This window comes from Streptomyces sp. MGP-BFMKR1, from assembly GCF_057766585.1.
The window spans coordinates 1,038,373-1,056,456 of sequence record NZ_CM173408.1 but is presented as its reverse complement, the minus strand read 5'-3'; the positions used below and the strand labels follow the sequence as shown (position 1 = coordinate 1,056,456).

Below are 18,084 nucleotides of genomic sequence, written 5' to 3'. Positions count from 1 at the left end.
TCCTCCAGGAAGGGGCTCGGTGGAGCTCGCGGGGGTGATCCGTGCCGTGGGGGGCGTACAAAGCGCGCGCTGTGGGAGGTGTGGGAGGTGAAGAGGGGGCCCGAGGTGTGCGCACACCCCGGTTCGATTGCTCAAAGGTGTGGCAGAGGCTAAGAGGACTAGACCAAAGCGTCAATAGGTATGGACCAATATCAACGCGAGGGGCCGGTGCGGGAGTTCCGCGATGACGGCGATTCGGACGGCTGTTTTCGGTCAGTTCCAGCCAGCTTTCGAGCGGCCCCTGACGCGCCTCCTGTGAGTCAGGCCACAGAATCCGGCCCGCGCGCCCCTGGCCACCCGTGGCAGACTGGATGCCGTACCAGTGACGTCAGCGCACTCCGGGGTCGGTGAAAGTCCGAACCGGCGGTTACAGTCCGCGACCCGTCCGCTGCCAGCGGCCGGTTGACCAGGTGAAACTCCTGGACCGACGGTTAAAGTCCGGATGGGAGGCAGTGCGCGACGGGCGAGCACAGGTGCGCCGTCGTATCGGCGCTCATCCCTTTGGGGTGGGCCGCGTCGTTGCCTCGGCGTACCCGGCGTGTTCCGTCCGTTGTCCTGTCGTTCTGACAGCCCCGGAGTCCGTGCCCGAAGAGGCAGGAGGACCCGGTGGCCACCCACGAGGCGATCGCGAGCGAGACGACGGCCATGCGCCGCGCCATCGCGCTGGCCGCCCGCGGCCTCGGCCACACCAGCCCCAACCCCGTCGTCGGCTGCGTCGTCCTGGACGCGTCCGGAACGCCCGTGGGCGAGGGCTGGCACCAGCGCGCCGGCGGACCACACGCCGAGGTGCACGCCCTGCGCGCCGCCGGCGACCGGGCCCGTGGCGGCACCGCCCTGGTCACCCTCGAACCCTGCGACCACACCGGCCGCACACCGCCGTGCACCCGGGCCCTCATCGAGGCCGGCGTCGCCCGCGTCGTCTACGCCGTGCCCGACCCCACCCCCCAGGCCGCCGGCGGCGCGGCCACCCTGGCCGCGGCCGGCGTCACCGTCGCCAGCGGCCTGCTCGGGGCCGAGGCCGCGGCGGGGAACGAGGCGTGGCTGACCGCGATGCGCACCGGGCGCCCGTTCGTCCTGTGGAAGTACGCCGCCACCCTGGACGGGCGCAGCGCCGCCGCCGACGGCACCAGCCGCTGGATCACCTCACCGCAGGCCCGCGCCGACGTGCACCGGCTGCGCGCCGAGGCCGACGCCGTCGTCGTCGGCTCCGGCACCGCCCGCGCCGACGACCCCCAGCTCGCCGCCCGCCTCCCAAACCCGGGGGCCCGGCCGACCCAGCCGCTGCGCGTCGTCGTGGACACCCACGCCACCGCCGTACGCCCCGGAGCCCGCGTCCTGGACGACGTCGCCCCCACCCTGGTGGCCGTCGGCGAGGACGCCGAGGTCCGCCACCTGGACGGGCTGGCCGACGTGGTGCGGCTGCCGCCGGGCCCGCGCGGGCGCGGCCTGGACGTCTCGGCACTGCTCGCCGCCCTGCACGCCCGTGGCGTGCGCTCCGTACTCCTGGAAGGCGGCCCGACGCTGGCCGGGGCCTTCCTCGCCGCCGAGGCGGTCGACAAGGTCGTCGGCTACCTCGCCCCCACCCTTCTCGGCGCGGGGCCAGCGGCCCTCGCCGACGCCGGAATCACCACCATCGGGCAGGCGTTGCGGCTAGGCGTGACCGACGTCGCCCGCATCGGCCCCGACCTGCGGATGACGGCCGTGCCCGAGCGGCCGGCCCGTCCCACCACCTCTCAGGAGAGCTGACGTGTTCACCGGAATCGTTGAAGAACTGGGTGAGATCGCCGCCATCGAAGAGCTGGGCGAGGCTGACCCGACCACCCCCGGCGCGGTCACCGCCGACTCCGCCCGGCTGCGCATCCGCGGGCCGCTGGTCACCGCGGACGCGAAGCACGGCGACTCGATCGCCGTCAACGGGGTGTGCCTGACCGTCGTGGAGGCGGCCGACGGCGAGTTCACCGCGGACGTGATGGCCGAGACGCTGCGCTGCTCCAGCCTCGGCGCCCTCGGGCCCGGCTCCCCGGTCAACCTGGAGCGCCCGATGGCGCTCGGCGGCCGACTGGGCGGCCACCTCGTCCAGGGCCATGTGGACGGCACCGGCGTGATCACCGAGCGGGTGCCGGGCGAGCGCTGGGAGGTCGTCACCATCTCGCTGCCGCCCGACCTAGCCCGGTACGTGGTCGACAAGGGCTCCATCACCGTGGACGGCATCAGCCTGACCGTCGTCGAGGCCGGCGCCGACCACTTCACCGTCAGCCTCATCCCCACCACGCTGGCCCTCACCACGCTCGGCAGCAAGCGGGTCGGCGACCCGGTCAACCTGGAGGTGGACGTGCTGGCCAAGTACGTCGAGCGACTGCTCGCGCACGGCACGGTGCCCGGCGCCGGCCTGCCCGTGCCCGGCCCGCAGGACCCCGCCGCGCCCGGCCCCGCGCGGGGCGCGGCGCACGCCCGAGAGGAGGTCGCGCGGTGAGCCTGTGGCAGAGCGTCGGAGACGGCCTGCGCGACGAGGCGTTCACCGTCCTCGGCCAGCACGTCATCTGGTCCGACATGATCGGCAACCTCTTCGGGCTCGGCGCCCTGGCCCTCGGCTGGCGGCGCTCCGTGTGGACCTGGCCCGTGCAGTTCGTGGCCGGCGCCGTACTGGTCACCGCCTACGCCTCCGCCCAGCTCAGCGGCGGCCTCGGCAAGCAGCTCCTGGTCATGGCCGTGGCCGCCTGGGGCTGGCGGCAGTGGCACACCGGGCGCCAGGACCACGGCGGCCAGATAGCCGTGCGCTTCGCGAGCTGGCGGGAGCGGGCCGCACTCGTCGGCGCGACCGCCGCGGGCACGCTCGCCGTCGGCGGGCTGTTCACCGCCGTGCCCGAGCTGTCCTGGAACCCGTGGCCCGACGCGTACATCTTCGTCGGCACCCTCGCGGCGATGGTCGCCCAGGCCCGCGGCCTGGTCGAATTCTGGTTCGCCTGGCTGCTCGTGGACCTGGTGGGCGTCCCGCTCGCCTTCAGCAGCGGCCTGGCCTTCTCCGGCCTGGTCTACGTGATCTACCTCGCGCTCGCCCTGTGGGGTGCCCGCGACTGGTGGCTGCGCTCCCGCACGGGCGCGCCCGCCCTGGAAGGAGCGCCCGCATGACCACCTCACTCAACTGGCCCGGCCCGCACGCCCCCGCCCTCGCCGGCCTGCCCGACGGCGACCTGACCCTCGACCCGGTCGAGCGGGCCGTCAGCGAGATCGCCGCCGGCCGCCCCGTGGTCGTCGTCGACGACGAGAACCGGGAGAACGAGGGCGACCTCGTCATCGCCGCCGAGAAGGCCACCCCCGAGCTGGTGGCGTTCATGATGAGCGAGTGCCGCGGGCTGATCTGCGTACCGCTGGAGGCCACCGACATCGACCGGCTCGACCTGCCGCAGATGGTCGAGCAGAACACCGAGGCGATGCGCACCGCCTTCACCGTCTCCGTGGACGCCGGCCCCGAGCACGGCGTCAGCACCGGCATCTCCGCCGCCGACCGGGCCGCCACCATCCGCCTGCTGGCCAACCCGCACAGCGCCCCGGCCGACTTCGTCCGCCCCGGCCACGTCTTCCCGCTGCGCGCCCGCCCCGGCGGCGTGCTCACCCGCAACGGGCACACCGAGGCCGGCGTGGACCTGGCCCGGCTCGCCGGGCTGCGCCCCGCCGCCGCCATCGTGGAGATCGCCGGCGAGGACGGCGCCATGCTGCGCCTGCCCGAGCTGGTGCCCTTCGCCCGCAAGAACGGCCTGGCGATCATCTCCATCGAGGACCTCGTCGCCTACCGCGCGGCGGCCGAGCCCACCGTGCGCCGCGAGGCCCAGACCCGGCTGCCGACCGCGTTCGGCAACTTCCGGGCGTACGGCTACCGCTCCGCCGTGGACGGCATCGAGCACATCGCCCTGGTCCAAGGCGACCTCGGCGACGGCGACGACGTGCTGGTCCGCGTCCACTCCGAGTGCCTGACCGGCGACATCTTCGGCTCCCAGCGCTGCGACTGCGGCCCCCAGCTCCAGGCGTCCCTGGAGCGCGTCACCGCCGAGGGCCGCGGCGTCGTGCTCTACCTGCGCGGCCACGAGGGCCGGGGCATCGGGCTGCTGTCCAAGCTGCGCGCGTACGAACTACAGGAGCGCGGCCGGGACACCCTCGACGCCAACCTGGAGCTCGGCCTGCCCGCCGACGCCCGGGACTACGCCGCCGGCGCCCAGATCCTCATCGACCTCGGGGTGCGCTCCGTACGGCTGATGACCAACAACCCGCACAAGGCGGCGGCCCTGGCCGAGCACGGCCTGCACGTCACCGGGCGCGAGCCGATGCCGGTCCAGGCCGGCGAGCACAACCTGCGGTACCTGCGCACCAAGCGCGACCGGATGGGGCACGAGCTGCCCTGGCTCGACGGGGAGCCGGCCACCACCTGCGACCAGTGAGCCACCCGGCCCGCGCCGTGTCCAGGCGTCCGGGCCGCCCCGACACCCGGTCGGCGGCGCCGGGCGCACACCGACCAGCACAGCGTTCAGCAAGTGTTCAGCACAGCGCACGAGGAGAGACATGAGCGGCCAAGGCGCCCCCGAACTGTCCGTGAAGAACTGCGGTGACCTGCGGGTCGCCGTCGTCGCCGCACAGTGGCACGAGCAGGTGATGGACGGCCTGGTGGACGGCGCGCTGCGCGCGCTGACCGAGCTGGGCATCGACGAGCCGACCCTGCTGCGGGTGCCGGGCAGCTTCGAACTCCCGGTGGTCGCCAAGGTGCTCGCCGGCCGGGGCTACGACGCGATCGTGGCGCTCGGCGTCGTCATCAGGGGCGGCACCCCGCACTTCGAGTACGTCTGCCAGGGCGTCACCCAGGGCCTGACCCAGGTCAGCGTCGACACCGGCGTCCCCATCGGCTTCGGCGTGCTGACCTGCGACGACGAGCAGCAGGCACTCGATCGGTCCGGGCTTGAGGGCTCCAAGGAGGACAAGGGGCACGAGGCGGTCACCGCCGCCGTCGCCACCGCCACCACCCTGCGCTCGATCTCCGAGCCCTGGCGCTGAGCCCGCGCCCGGCACCCCGTAGGCTAAGTCGCACCATGGCGAACAAGACATTCGAGGAGCTGTTCACCGAGCTCCAACACAAGGCCGCCACCGGCGACCCCAGCACGTCGCGCACCGCCGAACTCGTGGGCAAGGGCGTGCATGCCATCGGCAAGAAGGTCGTCGAGGAGGCCGCTGAGGTGTGGATGGCCGCCGAGTACGAGGGCGCCGACGCCACCGCCGAGGAGATCTCGCAGCTCCTGTACCACGTTCAGGTGATGATGGTCGCCCGCGGCATCTCCCTGGACGACGTATACGCTCATCTGTGACGCGGCCACGCGTGGCGGACCCCACGACGGCGTCCGCCGCGCGGCACCGCCCGGACACCCCGGGCAGCCGCGGCTCCCACTCCACCCCGCCCCGCCCCGTGCGAGACCCGTACGCACGGCACGTATCCGCCAAGCCCTCCCTCCCGCGTAAAGGAAGCTGACCTCATGCTGCGCATCGCCGTCCCCAACAAGGGTTCACTGTCCGAGCCTGCGTCGGCGATGCTCCATGAGGCCGGCTACCGGCAGCGCAAGGACCGGCGGGAGCTGGTCCTGGTCGACAGCGCCAACGAGGTCGAGTTCTTCTTCCTGCGCCCGCGCGACATCGCCGTCTACGTCGGCTCCGGCCGCCTCGACATCGGCATCACCGGCCGCGACCTGTTGCTGGACTCCGGCTCGCAGGCCGAGGAGATCATGCAGCTCGGCTTCGCCGGCTCCACCTTCCGCTACGCCACCCGCCCCGGCACCGCCCAGAGCGTGCACGACTTCGGCGGCATGACCGTCGCCACCTCCTTCTCCGGCCTGGTCACCAAGCACCTGGCCGACAACGGCGTGGACGCCGCCGTCGTGCACCTCGACGGCGCCGTCGAGACGGCCATCCAGCTCGGCGTCGCGGAGATCATCGCCGACGTGGTGGAGACCGGGACCACGCTGCGCAACGCCGGCCTGGAGATCATCGGTGAGCCGATCCTGGAGTCCGAGGCGGTCGTCATCCGGCGCGCCGGGGAGTCCGTCGACGACCCCAAGGTGCAGCAGTTCCTGCGGCGCATGCAGGGCGTCCTGGTCGCCCGCCGGTACGTGATGATGGACTACGACATCCGCGTGGAGCACGTGGAGCGCGCCGTGGCCCTCACCCCCGGCCTGGAGTCGCCCACCGTCTCCCCGCTGCACCACGAGGGCTGGGTCGCGGTCCGCTCGATGGTCCCCTCCAACCAGGCCCAGCGCATCATGGACGAGCTGTACGACCTGGGCGCCCGCGCGATCCTGACCACCGGCATCCACGCCTGCCGGCTGTGACGTCGCGGCCCCGTCGCGGGCGCGCCCGGCCGGTGACCGACCGGGCCCGGCCGGTGACCGACCGCGAGGCGGCGGGGCCGACACCCCGCCGCCCCCGGTCGCCGCACCCGCGGTGACCACCCCCCGCACATCTGAGAGGCCCGCCGAGTGTCCGCCCCCGCGCCCCTGCCCGAGCTGCCGATCACCTTCCGGCCGACCCGCACCCGGGTCGTGCTGCTGGCGGTCGGCGTCCTGCTGTTCATCACGCTGCTGGTCATCGCGCTGGCCCTGCCCAACCTGAGCCCGGGGGAGCGGATCAGCTTCATCTTCACCGGCCTGCTCTTCTGCGGCGTGCTCGCGCTGCTCGCCCGGCCCAAGGTCGTCGCCGCGCCGGACGGGGTCACCGTCACCAACCTGACCACGCGCCGGCACCTGGAGTGGCCCGAGATCCTGCGGGTCAACCTGCGACCGGGTGATCCCTGGGTCTTCCTCGACCTCGCCGACGGCACCAGCATGCCCGCGCTCGGCATCCAGCCCGGCATCGCGAAGGCGCAGGCGATCGAGGACGCGCGCACGCTGCGGGCCCTGAGCGAGGCACACGGAACGGGCGACCACACGCGCTGACGGCCCTGCCCGAGGCGCTCACTCCTTGATTACCCTGGTGCCCAAGGCGCGCCCGCGCCCCGCCCTTTCGGTGGCTGAACGCGCCGCGCGCGTGCCGAAGCGGCTCCTGCGATCCGAGGAGTGAGTTCCTCCAGCGATGGACGGTTCGTCCTGTAGTACCCGCGCCGCCTCTCCACGTCCCCGGGAGGCGGCGGCATGAGTCCCACCGTTTCCCTGTCGCTGCTCGCCGCGGCATTCTTCCTCATCCTCGCCAACGGCTTCTTCGTCGCCGCCGAGTTCGGCCTGGTCACGGTGGAGCGGGCGGAGGCGGAACGGGCCGCGGCCGACGGTGACCGTCGGGCCCGCACCGTGGTCGAGGCCCTGCGGGAGCTCTCCTTCCAGCTCTCCGGCACCCAACTGGGCATCACCATCACCTCGTTGGTCGTCGGCATGCTCGCCGAACCCGCCCTCGGACACCTGCTCACCGGCCCGCTCACCGCCACCGGGGCCCCCTCCGGCGCCGTGCCGGGGCTGGCCGTGGCCGTGGGCATGCTGGTGGCCTCGGCCGTGCAGATGGTCATCGGCGAGCTGGTGCCCAAGAACTGGGCCGTCTCCCGCCCGCTCCAGGTCGCCCGCTTCGTGGCCGGCCCACAGCACGCCTTCGCCCGCTTCTTCCGACCCCTGATCGCCCTGCTGAACACGGTGGCCAACCGCCTGGTGCGGGCCCTTGGCGTGGAGCCCACCGAGGAGCTGGCCTCGGCCCGCACCCCCGGCGAACTCGTCTCGCTCGCCCGGCACTCGGCCCGGGCCGGCGCCATCGAGCAGGACACCGCCGACCTGTTCGTACGCACGCTCTCGCTGGCCGGGCTGACCGCGCAGCACGTCATGACGCCCCGGGTACGGGTCAGCGCCCTCCAGGCCACGGCCACCGCCCAGGACGTCCTGAACCTGACCCGCGCCACCGGCCTGTCCCGCTTCCCCGTCTACCGCGACCGCCTCGACGAGGTCGTCGGCATGGTGCACCTCAAGGACGCGCTCGCCATACCCGCGGCCCACCGGCTGCACACCCCGGTCGACGCCATCGCCCAGGCGCCGCTGCTGGTGCCGATGACGCTGCCGGTGCAGCCGCTGCTCAAGCAGTTGCGCGACCAGCCCATCGCCGTGGTCGTGGACGAGTACGGCGGGACGGCCGGCGTCATCACGCTGGAGGACATCGTGGAGGAGCTGGTCGGCGAGGTGCGCGACGAGCACGACACGGCCGACCAGCCCGAACTCGTCCAGGTGGCTGGCGATGACGGCTGCCTGGTGTGGGAGGCCGACGGGAGCTGCCGCGTGGACACCCTCGCGCGGATCGGCCTGGTGGCCCCGGAGGGGCCGTACGAGACGGCCGCCGGCCTGGTGGCCGGGCTGCTCGGCCGCATCCCGGCCCCCGGTGACGTCGCCGAACTCCCCGGTGGCTGGAGGCTCGCGGTCCGCCAGGTCGGCCACCACCGCGCCGAGCGGGTCCGCGTCGTACGGACCGGCCAGGTGGCGGCCGTACGGGGCACCGCGCCGGGCCCGCGGGCCGAGCTGAGCCCCGCGCTGTGCGCGGCCGGGCGGCCCGGCGCCGACCGGCCGCCGGAGGCCGCCGTCACGGCGGGCGCCGCCCGCGCGACGGTCGACGCGCCGGTGCCCGAACGGGCGCCGGGTCGGGCCGCTGACGTCCGTACGCCCGTGGGTGGGGCGGCGGCCGGGGGGACGGGCCGATGAGCGCGCTGCAACTGCTGTTCGCCCTGCTCCTGGTGTGCGCGAACGGCTTCTTCGTGGGCGCCGAGTTCGCCCTGGTCTCGGTCCGGCGCAGCCAGATCGAGCCCCAGGCGGCGGCCGGCTCCAGCCGGGCGCGCACCGTGCTCCAGGGACTGGAGAACCTGCCGCAGATGATGGCCGCGGCGCAGTTCGGCATCACCGTGTGCTCGCTGACGCTCGGCGCGGTCGCCGAGCCGACGGTCGCCCGCCTCCTGGAGCCCGGCTTCCACGCCGTCCACCTCCCGCACCAGCTCATCCACCCGCTCGGTTACGCCATCGCGCTGGCCGCCGTGGTCTGCCTGCACCTGGTCATCGGCGAGATGGTGCCGAAGAACCTGGCCATGGCCGCGCCGGAGCTGACCGCGCTGTGGCTGGCCCCAGGGCTGGTCGCCTTCGCCCGGCTGTGCCGGCCGGTGACCGCCCTGTTCGGGGCCTGCGCCAACCTGGTGCTGCGGCTGTTCCGGGTGGAGCCAAGGGACGAGGTGGAGGCGGTGTTCACCAGCGAGCAGCTCACCCACCTGATCGCCGACTCCCGGCAGGCCGGCCTGCTCGCCCCCGACGAGCAGGAGCGCCTGGCGGACGCCCTCGAACTGGGCACCCGCCCGGTCACCGACGTCCTGCTCGACCCGGCGGGCCTGGTGACGGTGGACCCGGCCGTGACGCCCCGCCAGGTCGAGGAGCTGACCGTGCGCACCGGCTACTCGCGCTTCCCGGTGCGCGGCCCGGGCGGCGCCTTCATGGGCTATCTGCACGTGAAGGACGTGCTGGAACTGGAGGAGCCCGAGCGCGCCGTGCCGCAGCACGTGTGGCGGCCCATCCAGACGCTGCGGGCCGAACTGCCGTTGGACGACGCCCTGACGGTGATGCGCAGGGCGGCGGCCCACCTGGCGGCGGTCAGCGACGCGTCGGGCCGGGTGCTCGGCCTGGTGGCGATGGAGGACGTGCTGGAGGAGTTGGTGGGCGAGGTCCGCGACCCCGCCCACCGGCCGGGCTCACACGCCACGGTCCGCCCCTGACGCCGGCCCCGGCGACCGGCCGCCGGGGCTCGCGCCACTCCCGGGCCGCGGGCTCAGCCGAACGGGGGGTCCTTGCGGTCGCGGTCGGTCGGGCCGCGGCCGGAGAGGACCTCGCCGTACGCCTGCATGAGGTCCGGCAGCCGCAGGGTGGCCAGGTCGTCGCGGCCCGGGGTGCCGCTCCAGCCGGAGAGCCGCAGGTCGCGGTAGGCGCAGCTCTTCTCGTACAGGGTGCGCAGGAAGCGCCCGTTGCCCAGCTCGTCGATCCACCCCTGGTCCACGACGTGGCCACTGATGCTGCGCAGCTCCTCGACGGCCTCCTCGTCCCAGCGGTCCCCGTTCTCGGCGGCCAGCACCTCGCCGATGGCGGTCAGCTCCTGGGGCCGGTAGCTCGGGAAGTCCACCCGGGTGGTGAAGCGGGAGCCGAGGCCGGGGTTGGCGGCGAGCAGCCGGTCCATGCCCTCGGGGTAGCCGGCGAGGATGACCACCAGCCGGTCCCGGTTGTCCTCGGCGCGCTTGAGCAGCACCTGGAGCGCCTCGTCGCCGTACGCGTCGCCCTTGGTGTAGCCGGAGTTGGAGAGGCTGTACGCCTCGTCGACGAAGAGCACGCCGCCCAGCGCCGAGTCGATCAGCTCGTTGGCCTTGACCGCCGTCTGGCCCAGGTACTCCCCGACCAGGTCGGCCCGGCCGGCCTCCACCAGGTGGTCGCCGCCGAGCAGCCCGAGCGCGTAGAAGACCCGGCCCAGGATGCGCGCCACGGTGGTCTTCCCGGTGCCGGACGGGCCGGAGAAGACGAAGTGCCGCTTCGGCGGCTGCACCGGCAGCCCCTGTCCGGTCCGCAGCCGGGCCATGCGTAACTGCGCGGACAGCGCCCGCACCTGACGCTTGACCGGTTCCAGGCCGACCATCCGGTCCAGCTCGCCCAGGGTGTCGGCGAGGAGCTGCGGATCGGCCGGTCCGGTCGGCAGGTCGGCGTCGGGCTGGCGCGGCGCGACGACGCGGTCCCGCGGCCCGTCGGTGGGCCGGGGGCCGGTGCCGAGCGGGGCCTCGGGGCCGGGGCGCAGCTCGCGGCCCTCGGGCGGGTCGGCCGTCGGCACCGGCTCGGCGTCGCCGCCGTCGAACCCGTCGGCGGTGTCCTGGCCGGCGCCGGCCAGCGAGACCGGGGCGAGGTCGGGGCCGTCGTCGAAGCCGTCGGACTCCGCGATGGCGGCGAGCCGGGCGGCGGTGTCCATGAACGTCGCGTCGATGCGGTGCACCGCCCGGTACAGCGGCAGGGCCGCCGCGCTGCGCCCGATGCCCTCGTGGGCGCGCGCCAGCCAGTAGCGCAACTCCTTGCGCTGCGGCTGCTCGCTGCGGCAGCGCATCAGCGCCGCGGACAGCAGCGGCTCGGCCTGGCTGTACATCTCGAGGCGGACCCGGGCCATGCCGCCGAACAGGCCGGCCTCGATGCCGAGGAGCGGGTCCTGGAGCAGCGGCTCGGTGTGCCGTACGAGTTGCTCCCAGTCCTTGACCAGGTAGGCCCGGCAGGCGTGCAGGAAGCGGGCCTGCGGGTCGGCCTCGACGGGCGGGCAGCCCGCCAGCGCGCGGTCCAGCTCGGGGACGTGTCGGCCGTCGAGCCAGTGCGAGGCGTGCGCCAGGAGCAGGTCGCGGCCACTTTCCAGGACCGGCTGCACCCACCAGCCGAGCCAGTACCAGGAATTGAGCGAGCGTCGGTGCCGGGCGCGCTGCTCGCCGAACCGGTCGCGGTGCCGGTACATGCGCAGCAGCGCGGTGGCGGTGTCGGCACGCAGGGCGTGCAGGCCGAGCCAGCCGTCCGCCATGCCGGGGTCGAGTTCGACCGCGGTCCGGAACTCCTCCTCGGCCTGCGGGTACGCGCCCATGGTGTACGCGTCCACGCCGCGCAGCCAGGCTAGCTCGGCCGGGGCGTGCGAGCCCTGGATGCCGAAATCCATCCCATCCCCCACAAACCGAGCCCCCGTGGTGTGGCGCCGAGCGGGTGCCCGGTCGCCGCTTCGCCGAACCGCCGTGCCGTGACCGGGGATTGACCAGTGCGCTGGTGCGTCCGCCCGCCGGCGGCACTGATGGGCATCGTACCTGCGAAGACGGTGTCGGCCGAAGGGTGCGCACGGCTGTTCGTGAGGGAAGGGCGTGATTCGGTTGGTCGCGGGGCGCTTCGCGATGTGCGGAAGGCGATTCCGGAACCGATTACCCAGCGTGAGTGCGAAGTCTCGCAAAGCGCGCAAATCGCGGCGCGGAGGGCAGAACGAAGCCCCCGATCACGGGGGAACAATCGGGGGCTTCGTGTCTGCGGGCGACCCGTACGAGCCGCACATTGAGAACGTAAGACCTGTATGGCCCCCAGGTCAAGCGGAGTTGAGAGGTGGGTCTTGTGGGAAGTCGCCATGATCCCCGGCGTGACCGGTGCGCGTCACGCAGAGTGAGGCTGGCGGTGGGTCAGATGGTGCCGCCGGGGCCCGGTAGTACGCGATACCCCTCGGACCTCGTGGCCGGCTGGCAGACCAGCGCGTCGGCGTACGGACGCGACGGGTCGGCGGCGAAGTGCGCGCGCTCGGCGGGGAACCACCCCGCCCAGAAGGCGGACATCCCGGGCCCGTCGCGCCGCTGCCCCCGGCGCCAGGAGTCACGCTCCGCCAACTCCATCCACAGCAGACACGCCAGGTACGGCCGCACCTCCCGACGGCCGGCCCCGACGCCCTCGATGATCACCACCGGTGCCGGCGGCAGCGTGTGCTGTTCGGCGAAGCGGCGCGCGTGCCAGTCGTAACCGGCGTAGTGCGCGACGGCGCCGCGCCCCAGCGGCTCCAGCACCTCGTCGATGAGCCGGGCCTGCCAGTCGAACAGCGCCGCGTGGCTGGCCAGATCGTCGGTGTGCAGCACCGGCGCGTCGTCGAGCGCCGCGGCGAGGCGGGCCGCGAAGGTCGTCTTGCCCGACCCGGCGTGCCCGTCCACCGCGACCAGGCGCACCGGCCCCAGCGACGGCGGCAGGGCGCGCAGCCGTTCGGCGAGGTCGGCGAGGGAGGGGTCGGTGCGGTCGATCACCGGGACACCCTACGGGCGGGGGCGCGCCCCCGCCGCGTGCGGGCCGCCGGTTACGCGGGCGTGCCCGAGCGGTGACGCGCCGTACCGCACATCACTGGCCCCCGGCCGGGCACAGCGGTCATAGTGGGGCCACCTGTCGTGCACCTGCCGTCGCATCGGATGACTGGGGGCCTTTCACCATGAGCAGACTCACCCCACGCCGTACCCTCCTGACCGCCGCGCTCGGCGTGACCGCCGGGCTCGCCGCCGTCTCCCCGGCGCGTGGCGCGGCGCGCGCCGGCGCCCCCGGCGCCCCGAACGCGACAGGGGCCCCCGCCGGCTCCACCGTGGACAACCGGGCCTGGACCAGCGGCGCGGACTGGCGCTCCGGCGCCGTGCGGGGCGTGCGGGTGCGGGACGGGGCGCGGCCCGGCATCGTGATCGCCGAGCCGGCCGGCACCACCGAGTACACCGACCCGCACACCGGCACCACAGCCCCCTGGGAGTACGCCACCTGGACCGGGCCGGTGCACACGCTGCCCACCCCGGCGGGCGAGGTCATCGCCTCCTGGAACGCGCACACCCCCCAGGGCACCTGGCTCCAGGTCGAGCTGCGGGTGACCTACACCGACGGCGGGCTCAGCCCCTGGTACGTGATGGGCCGCTGGGCCGCGGGCGACCAGGACATCCGGCGCACCTCCGTGGGCGGCCAGCGGGACGGCAGGAGCACGGTGGCGACCGACACGCTGGCCGTCGACGCGGACCCGGCCGGCGCGGGGCTGCGGATCGCGGCGTACCGGCTGCGGCTGACCCTCCACCGCCGCCCCGGCACCGCGCTGACGCCACTGGTGTGGCGGGTGGGGGCGATGGGCTCGGACGTGCCCGACCGGTTCACGGTGCCCGCCTCCGAACCGGACATCGCCACCGGCCGCGAGCTGACCGTGCCGCGGTACTCGCAGGAGATCCACAAGGGCCAGTACCCGGAGTACGACAACGGCGGCGAGGCGTGGTGCAGCCCGACCTCGTCGCAGATGATCATCGAGTACTGGGGCCGCAGGCCCAGCCGGGCGGACCTCGCCTGGGTCAACCCCGACTACGCGGATCCGCAGGTCTGCCACGCGGCCCGGTTCACCTTCGACTACCAGTACGAGGGCTGCGGCAACTGGCCCTTCAACGCCGCCTACGCGGCCACCTACCGCGACCTGACCGGCGTGGTGACCCGCCTCGACACGCTCACCGACGCCGAGACGCTGATCGCCGCCGGCATCCCGCTGATCACCTCGCAGTCCTTCCTGCCCGGCGAGCTGACCGGCGCCGGATACGGCACGGCGGGCCACCTGATGACCGTCATCGGCTTCACGGCGCAGGGCGACGTCGTCGCCAACGACCCGAACAGCGAGACCAACGAGGCGGTGCGCCGGGTCTACCAGCGGCGCGAGTTCGAGAACATCTGGTTGCGGACCAAGCGGTACAACGCCAGCGGCAAGGTGGTGAGCGGCACGGGCGGCGTGTGCTACCTGTACTTCCCGGCCAGGCCGACACCGGCTCAGCGCTGGGCGCTCGCGGAGCTGGGAATCCTCGGCACCTGCGCGGCCCGAACGTGGCCCCTGTGACCTGACGGCAGCCCTTGGTGCCGTCGAGGGTGAGGTGGCCGGACAGGTCCACCGTGGTTCTGACGGAGGGCGTTCGGGCACGGTGGGGGCCGGTGCGGCATGGTGGCACTGTTCGGATACGACGGCGGTGCGGAAGGGGCTGGGCTGGCATGGGTCTGCGGTTCGGGTTGGTGGGTACGGGCGCGTGGGCGCGCGACACGCACGGGGCTGGTCTGCGTGCCAGCACGGGCGGCGTGCTCGCCGGGGTGTGGGGGCGGTCGCCCGAGCGGACCGCGCGGACCGCCGACGCGCTGGGGGCGCCGGCCTACGACAGCTTCGACGCGCTCATTGCGGACGTGGACGCCGTCGCCTTCGCCGTCCCGCCCACCGTCCAGCCGGAGCTCGCCGAGCGCGCCGCGCGCGCGGGCCGGCACCTGTTGCTGGAGAAGCCGGTGGCGGTCGACCCGGGGCAGGCCGCCCGGGTCCGCGCGGCCGTCCGCGCCTCCGACATCGCCTCGCTGACCTTCCTCACCTGCCGCTTCCGACCCGAGCAACGCGTGTGGATCGACGCGGCGGCGCGTACCGGCGGCTGGCACACGGCCTCCGCCGTCTGGCTCGTTCCGCTCTACGACCCGCGAGAGCGTCCGGCCCCAGGCGACTGGCGACGGAGCGAGGGCGCCTTGTGGGACATCGGCCCGCACGCCCTGTCCATCCTGGCCCCGCTCCTGGGACCCGTCGAACAGGTCACGGCGCTGGCCGGACGCGGCGACACCGTGCACCTGACGACCCGGCACGCCACGGGCGCCACCGGCACCGCCGCGCTGAGCCTGACCGTGCCACCCGCCGCCCGCCAGGTGGTGACCACCGCCGTCGGGGAGGAGGGCGTGCACACCCTGCCCCGGGGCTTCACCACCGGCTCGGTGGCCGCGGCCGAGGCGGTCGACGCGCTCGCGACCATGGTCACCGACGGCCGCCGGGACCACCCGTGCGACGTGGACTTCGGCTACGAGATCGTGCGCGTGCTGGACGCCGCGCGGCGCTCGCTCGCCGAGGACCGTACGGTCCAGGTCGCCGGGGCGGAGTAGGTCAGGAGGCCCGGGGCGGTCGGGACGCCGTCGGCGACCTCGACTCGGCGGCGTGGTCGCCAACGGTGTGCCACGTCGCTGCCGCCTGGCCCGGCCGGGACGTGACGGCGAGCCGGGCCGGTCCGCCGCTGGTGTCCGCCTGCCCGCGGTCCAGGCGCCCGGGGCGCCGCGCGGTACCGCGCGGCTTCCCGTCGCCGGCCGGGCCCCTGGGGATGCGGCAGGGCGTGCGGTAGCTGGGCTACCTGCCGTAGGCGTCCTGGCGGGGGAGGGGCCCGATGCCGGCGTGGCGGCCGGGGTAGAGGTGGGCGTGGCGTTGCCCGGGGCCGGGGCCGGCGCTTCGTTGGGCGAGGACGTCGGCGATGACGCCGGTGGTGAAGGCGTAGACGCTCTTGTGCAGGACGTCGATGACGAGTTCCCGCCGGGGCCAGGTGGATGGCGGGGCGCCGACTCCGGTGGCGTTCTCGAGGATCTGGTCGTTGGTCAGGCGCACGACGGTGAACTTCGCCGAGGCGACCGGTCCGCGCAGCCCGGACTGGGCCATGACCGAGCGCAGCACGCCAAGGAGGGCGGCCTGGCCGAAGTGCATGGCCCAATTGACCAACAGAGGCTGCTTGCCGGGGCGTTCAGGCAGGCCGGTCAGGCGCTGGAGGACCCGAGCGGGTACGTGGGAATCGGGCCGGCCGGTGATGGCCTGTTCGAGTTTCTCGCCGAGGGTCATCACGACGCCTCCGGCGGTGCCGGCGATCAGTCCCTGCCACAGTGCGCGCTTGATCATGCCGTTGCGGGTACCCGCCGGACGGCACTTTGCCACCAAGCTCTCGGGCCGCTCACCCGGATGCGGTGACCGGCGGGCTCGCGACCGGTGCGCGCCGATCGGCGGCGCCGTCGTGTCCCGATGCGGGCGTGACCCGTGACGACGGAACCCGGGCCGGCCGATGGCCCGGCGACGGCGGGTCCCGCCCGCGGTGGGCGTGCGCCGCCGAGCCCGCGCGCCGCAGAGCCCGCGCGCCGCCGGCGGCCGGGCCCGGCGGCGCGGGTCGGCTCATCCGCCGTCCTCCGGGTGCGCGAGCCAGGCGTCGAACGCGTCGAGGTCCGGCACGATGACGGTGGCGCACGCGAGCACCGCCAGGTTCTGGCGCATCGCGGTGACGGCCACCACGGTGCGCCCCGCGCGGTGGGCGCTGAGCATCTCGGCCGCCGTACCCATGCTCGGCTCGTGCCCGGGCAGCCAGGCCACGCACACGTCGCTCTCGGCCGCGAGCCGGGTGAGCCGGTGGAAGGCCGCGGTCAGCGTCAGCAGTTCGGGGGCGAGCCCGGCGCGGTGCACGGTGGGCGTCGCCGCGAGCGCGGCGTGCGCGGCGAGCGCGCCGGGGTGTTCGGCGAGCCACGCGCGCATCAGCGCGCCCGGGTCGTGGATCACCGCGCCGGGCCGGCGCGCGGCGATGCGGGCGGCCAGCGCCGCGCGGTAGGACTGGTCGGCCATCTCGGCGCCGGCCCGAGCGCCCTGCATGGTCCCGGCCAGGAAGAAGGTGCCCGCGGGCGCGGGGTAGGCCGGGCCGGCCTCGGCGCTCACTCGCTCTCCGCCCCGTAGGCGGCCAGCGCCGGCCGGCCCGGCGCGGCGGCCCGCCGCAGCGCCGCTGCCTCCAGCAGGAACGCGGCCAACTCCGCCACCGGCGCGCCGACGGCGTCGGCGACCACCGCGCCGTCGCGCCGGAACCCGGGGCTGCCGTACGGGCTGACGGCGCCCTGGTTGTCCCTGCTGAGCAACGCGGCCCGGGTCACCGGGGCGCCGCCCGCCGGGGCCAGCGGCAGGATCAGCTCGGCCATCCGGTGGGTGAGCGGGTGCACCACCCGGAACGAGACGCTGAGCTGTTCGGGGTGTTGGAGCCAGGCCCTGATCCGCTCCGGGGGTGGCGGGACGCGCGACAGCCTGGCGTGCGGGCGCAGCGTGAACGAGCGGGCCAGGACGTGCGCGCCGCGCCGCGGGCTGTAGCGCGCGTAGGCGAGCCGGATCGCGCCGTCGGCCAGCGACCAGACCGCCGTGACCAGGCTGGGCGCCGGGGTGCCGTCCGCCCGCTCGCGCAGCGGGTACGCCGCCACGGTGACCCGTACCCGCCCGTCGACCGCGGCGGCACGCTCCAGGCGCAGCGGGGCGCGGTGCAGCAGGTACGGGTCAAGGACGGTGACGCGCCCCGGCGTGCGGTAGACGGCCGCGACGTGTCGCCCGTCGGCGAGGTAGTCGGCCCGGACGCCGGTCCGCCGCGCGACCAGGGAGCCCGCCGCGAAGGACTGCCAGGCGCACGAGGCGCCGAAGGCCGCGGGGACGGCGCGGGCCGCGTGGTACTCGTGGTAGTGCGTCGCGCTGTTGTAGGGCATCCGGGTCACGATCTCGTCCAGAGCCCGGCGCTGGGCGGCGAACAACCCGTGCGCGGTGGCGACTTCGCTGGTCATGGGGGCGACTCCTCGGACCTGCGCGGGGGCAGGGCGCCGGGCGCGGGCCGTCGCGCGCGGGCCCCCGGTCCGCGGCGTGCCCGCCAGCGCCCCGTACTGGCGGCCCCAAGTCTCGGGCGGGCCGCCGCCGGCTCCT

The 18,084-nt window shown here is 74.6% G+C and carries 17 protein-coding genes and 1 riboswitch; of the genes, 12 read left to right on the top strand and 5 right to left on the bottom strand.

All coding sequences use genetic code 11. The annotated features are described in order from the left end of the window. Positions 1 to 368: 368 nt before the first annotated feature. A riboswitch (FMN riboswitch) is annotated at positions 369 to 499 on the top strand. A 185-nt stretch (positions 500 to 684) separates the two neighbouring features. The 10 genes from ribD to AC3CHW_RS03795 all read left to right on the top strand — a co-directional run bounded on the left by ribD (position 685) and on the right by AC3CHW_RS03795 (position 9,784). After that, positions 685 to 1,785: a bifunctional diaminohydroxyphosphoribosylaminopyrimidine deaminase/5-amino-6-(5-phosphoribosylamino)uracil reductase RibD gene (gene ribD, locus AC3CHW_RS03840; RefSeq protein WP_488470957.1), complete on the top strand. Its 1,101-nt coding sequence runs from the start codon at positions 685 to 687 to the stop codon at positions 1,783 to 1,785. 1 nt (position 1,786) lies between these two features. Next, a complete protein-coding gene (locus tag AC3CHW_RS03835) occupies positions 1,787 to 2,512 on the top strand; it encodes a riboflavin synthase (RefSeq protein ID WP_488469567.1) in 726 nt (241 codons plus the stop codon). Continuing rightward, positions 2,509 to 3,168: a nicotinamide mononucleotide transporter family protein gene (locus tag AC3CHW_RS03830; protein WP_232544382.1), complete on the top strand. Its 660-nt coding sequence runs from the start codon at positions 2,509 to 2,511 to the stop codon at positions 3,166 to 3,168. Before AC3CHW_RS03835 ends, AC3CHW_RS03830 begins: the two co-directional genes overlap by 4 nt. Continuing rightward, entirely contained in the window at positions 3,165 to 4,472 is a 1,308-nt protein-coding gene (locus AC3CHW_RS03825) for a bifunctional 3,4-dihydroxy-2-butanone-4-phosphate synthase/GTP cyclohydrolase II (protein ID WP_488469566.1), read from the top strand. Before AC3CHW_RS03830 ends, AC3CHW_RS03825 begins: the two co-directional genes overlap by 4 nt. Positions 4,473 to 4,593: 121 nt before the next feature. After that, the gene (gene ribH, locus AC3CHW_RS03820; RefSeq protein WP_488469565.1) at positions 4,594 to 5,079 is read left to right on the top strand and encodes a 6,7-dimethyl-8-ribityllumazine synthase; all 486 of its coding nucleotides are present in this window, start codon (positions 4,594 to 4,596) and stop codon (positions 5,077 to 5,079) included. Positions 5,080 to 5,114: 35 nt separating this feature from the next. Further along, complete coding sequence (locus tag AC3CHW_RS03815) at positions 5,115 to 5,387, top strand: phosphoribosyl-ATP diphosphatase (RefSeq protein ID WP_069466267.1); 273 nt, start codon at positions 5,115 to 5,117, stop codon at positions 5,385 to 5,387. A gap of 165 nt (positions 5,388 to 5,552) precedes the next feature. Then, on the top strand, positions 5,553 to 6,401 hold the full coding sequence (hisG, locus tag AC3CHW_RS03810) for an ATP phosphoribosyltransferase (protein WP_398606831.1): 849 nt from the start codon (positions 5,553 to 5,555) through the stop codon (positions 6,399 to 6,401). 147 nt (positions 6,402 to 6,548) lie between these two features. Beyond that, positions 6,549 to 7,004, top strand: coding sequence for a PH domain-containing protein (locus AC3CHW_RS03805; protein ID WP_176165054.1), 456 nt, complete (start codon positions 6,549 to 6,551; stop codon positions 7,002 to 7,004). A 195-nt stretch (positions 7,005 to 7,199) separates the two neighbouring features. Continuing rightward, positions 7,200 to 8,732 carry a hemolysin family protein gene (locus AC3CHW_RS03800; protein WP_488469564.1) on the top strand — a complete coding sequence of 511 codons (1,533 nt, stop codon included), beginning with the start codon at positions 7,200 to 7,202 and terminating at the stop codon, positions 8,730 to 8,732. After that, complete coding sequence (locus tag AC3CHW_RS03795; protein WP_398606834.1) at positions 8,729 to 9,784, top strand: hemolysin family protein; 1,056 nt, start codon at positions 8,729 to 8,731, stop codon at positions 9,782 to 9,784. The genes AC3CHW_RS03800 and AC3CHW_RS03795 overlap by 4 nt, the downstream gene beginning before the upstream one ends. A gap of 53 nt (positions 9,785 to 9,837) precedes the next feature. Here the strand turns inward: AC3CHW_RS03795 and AC3CHW_RS03790 are convergent, their stop codons facing one another. Both AC3CHW_RS03790 and AC3CHW_RS03785 read right to left on the bottom strand, forming a co-directional pair. Then, positions 9,838 to 11,733, bottom strand: coding sequence for an AAA family ATPase (locus AC3CHW_RS03790; RefSeq protein WP_387593663.1), 1,896 nt, complete (start codon positions 11,731 to 11,733; stop codon positions 9,838 to 9,840). 502 nt (positions 11,734 to 12,235) lie between these two features. Next, positions 12,236 to 12,841, bottom strand: coding sequence for a uridine kinase family protein (locus AC3CHW_RS03785; RefSeq protein ID WP_459246321.1), 606 nt, complete (start codon positions 12,839 to 12,841; stop codon positions 12,236 to 12,238). A gap of 179 nt (positions 12,842 to 13,020) precedes the next feature. Between AC3CHW_RS03785 and AC3CHW_RS03780 the strand changes: the two genes are divergently transcribed. Next, positions 13,021 to 14,433, top strand: a complete 1,413-nt coding sequence (locus AC3CHW_RS03780; RefSeq protein ID WP_488469563.1) for a C39 family peptidase — start codon at positions 13,021 to 13,023, stop codon at positions 14,431 to 14,433. A 149-nt stretch (positions 14,434 to 14,582) separates the two neighbouring features. Beyond that, positions 14,583 to 15,497: a Gfo/Idh/MocA family protein gene (locus tag AC3CHW_RS03775; RefSeq protein WP_488469562.1), complete on the top strand. Its 915-nt coding sequence runs from the start codon at positions 14,583 to 14,585 to the stop codon at positions 15,495 to 15,497. Between the two features lie 238 nt (positions 15,498 to 15,735). Here the strand turns inward: AC3CHW_RS03775 and AC3CHW_RS03770 are convergent, their stop codons facing one another. The 3 genes from AC3CHW_RS03770 to AC3CHW_RS03760 all read right to left on the bottom strand — a co-directional run bounded on the left by AC3CHW_RS03770 (position 15,736) and on the right by AC3CHW_RS03760 (position 17,948). Next, entirely contained in the window at positions 15,736 to 16,272 is a 537-nt protein-coding gene (locus tag AC3CHW_RS03770) for a hypothetical protein (protein WP_488469561.1), read from the bottom strand. Positions 16,273 to 16,539: 267 nt separating this feature from the next. Further along, entirely contained in the window at positions 16,540 to 17,070 is a 531-nt protein-coding gene (locus tag AC3CHW_RS03765; protein ID WP_488469560.1) for a hypothetical protein, read from the bottom strand. Next, entirely contained in the window at positions 17,067 to 17,948 is an 882-nt protein-coding gene (locus tag AC3CHW_RS03760) for a hypothetical protein (RefSeq protein ID WP_488469559.1), read from the bottom strand. The genes AC3CHW_RS03765 and AC3CHW_RS03760 overlap by 4 nt, the downstream gene beginning before the upstream one ends. Between the last annotated feature and the right edge of the window lie 136 nt (positions 17,949 to 18,084).

Bases quoted from the DNA above. Each gene is read 5' to 3' on its own strand.
- hisG (WP_398606831.1), top strand. From the start codon at position 5,553: ATGCTGCGCATCGCCGTCCCCAACAAGGGTTCACTGTCCGAGCCTGCG.
- AC3CHW_RS03780 (WP_488469563.1), top strand. From the start codon at position 13,021: ATGAGCAGACTCACCCCACGCCGTACCCTCCTGACCGCCGCGCTCGGC.
- ribD (WP_488470957.1), top strand. From the start codon at position 685: ATGCGCCGCGCCATCGCGCTGGCCGCCCGCGGCCTCGGCCACACCAGC.
- AC3CHW_RS03815 (WP_069466267.1), top strand. From the start codon at position 5,115: ATGGCGAACAAGACATTCGAGGAGCTGTTCACCGAGCTCCAACACAAG.
- AC3CHW_RS03800 (WP_488469564.1), top strand. From the start codon at position 7,200: ATGAGTCCCACCGTTTCCCTGTCGCTGCTCGCCGCGGCATTCTTCCTC.
- AC3CHW_RS03790 (WP_387593663.1), bottom strand. From the start codon at position 11,733: ATGGATTTCGGCATCCAGGGCTCGCACGCCCCGGCCGAGCTAGCCTGG.
- AC3CHW_RS03825 (WP_488469566.1), top strand. From the start codon at position 3,165: ATGACCACCTCACTCAACTGGCCCGGCCCGCACGCCCCCGCCCTCGCC.
- AC3CHW_RS03795 (WP_398606834.1), top strand. From the start codon at position 8,729: ATGAGCGCGCTGCAACTGCTGTTCGCCCTGCTCCTGGTGTGCGCGAAC.
- AC3CHW_RS03770 (WP_488469561.1), bottom strand. From the start codon at position 16,272: ATGATCAAGCGCGCACTGTGGCAGGGACTGATCGCCGGCACCGCCGGA.
- AC3CHW_RS03760 (WP_488469559.1), bottom strand. From the start codon at position 17,948: ATGACCAGCGAAGTCGCCACCGCGCACGGGTTGTTCGCCGCCCAGCGC.
- ribH (WP_488469565.1), top strand. From the start codon at position 4,594: ATGAGCGGCCAAGGCGCCCCCGAACTGTCCGTGAAGAACTGCGGTGAC.
- AC3CHW_RS03775 (WP_488469562.1), top strand. From the start codon at position 14,583: ATGGGTCTGCGGTTCGGGTTGGTGGGTACGGGCGCGTGGGCGCGCGAC.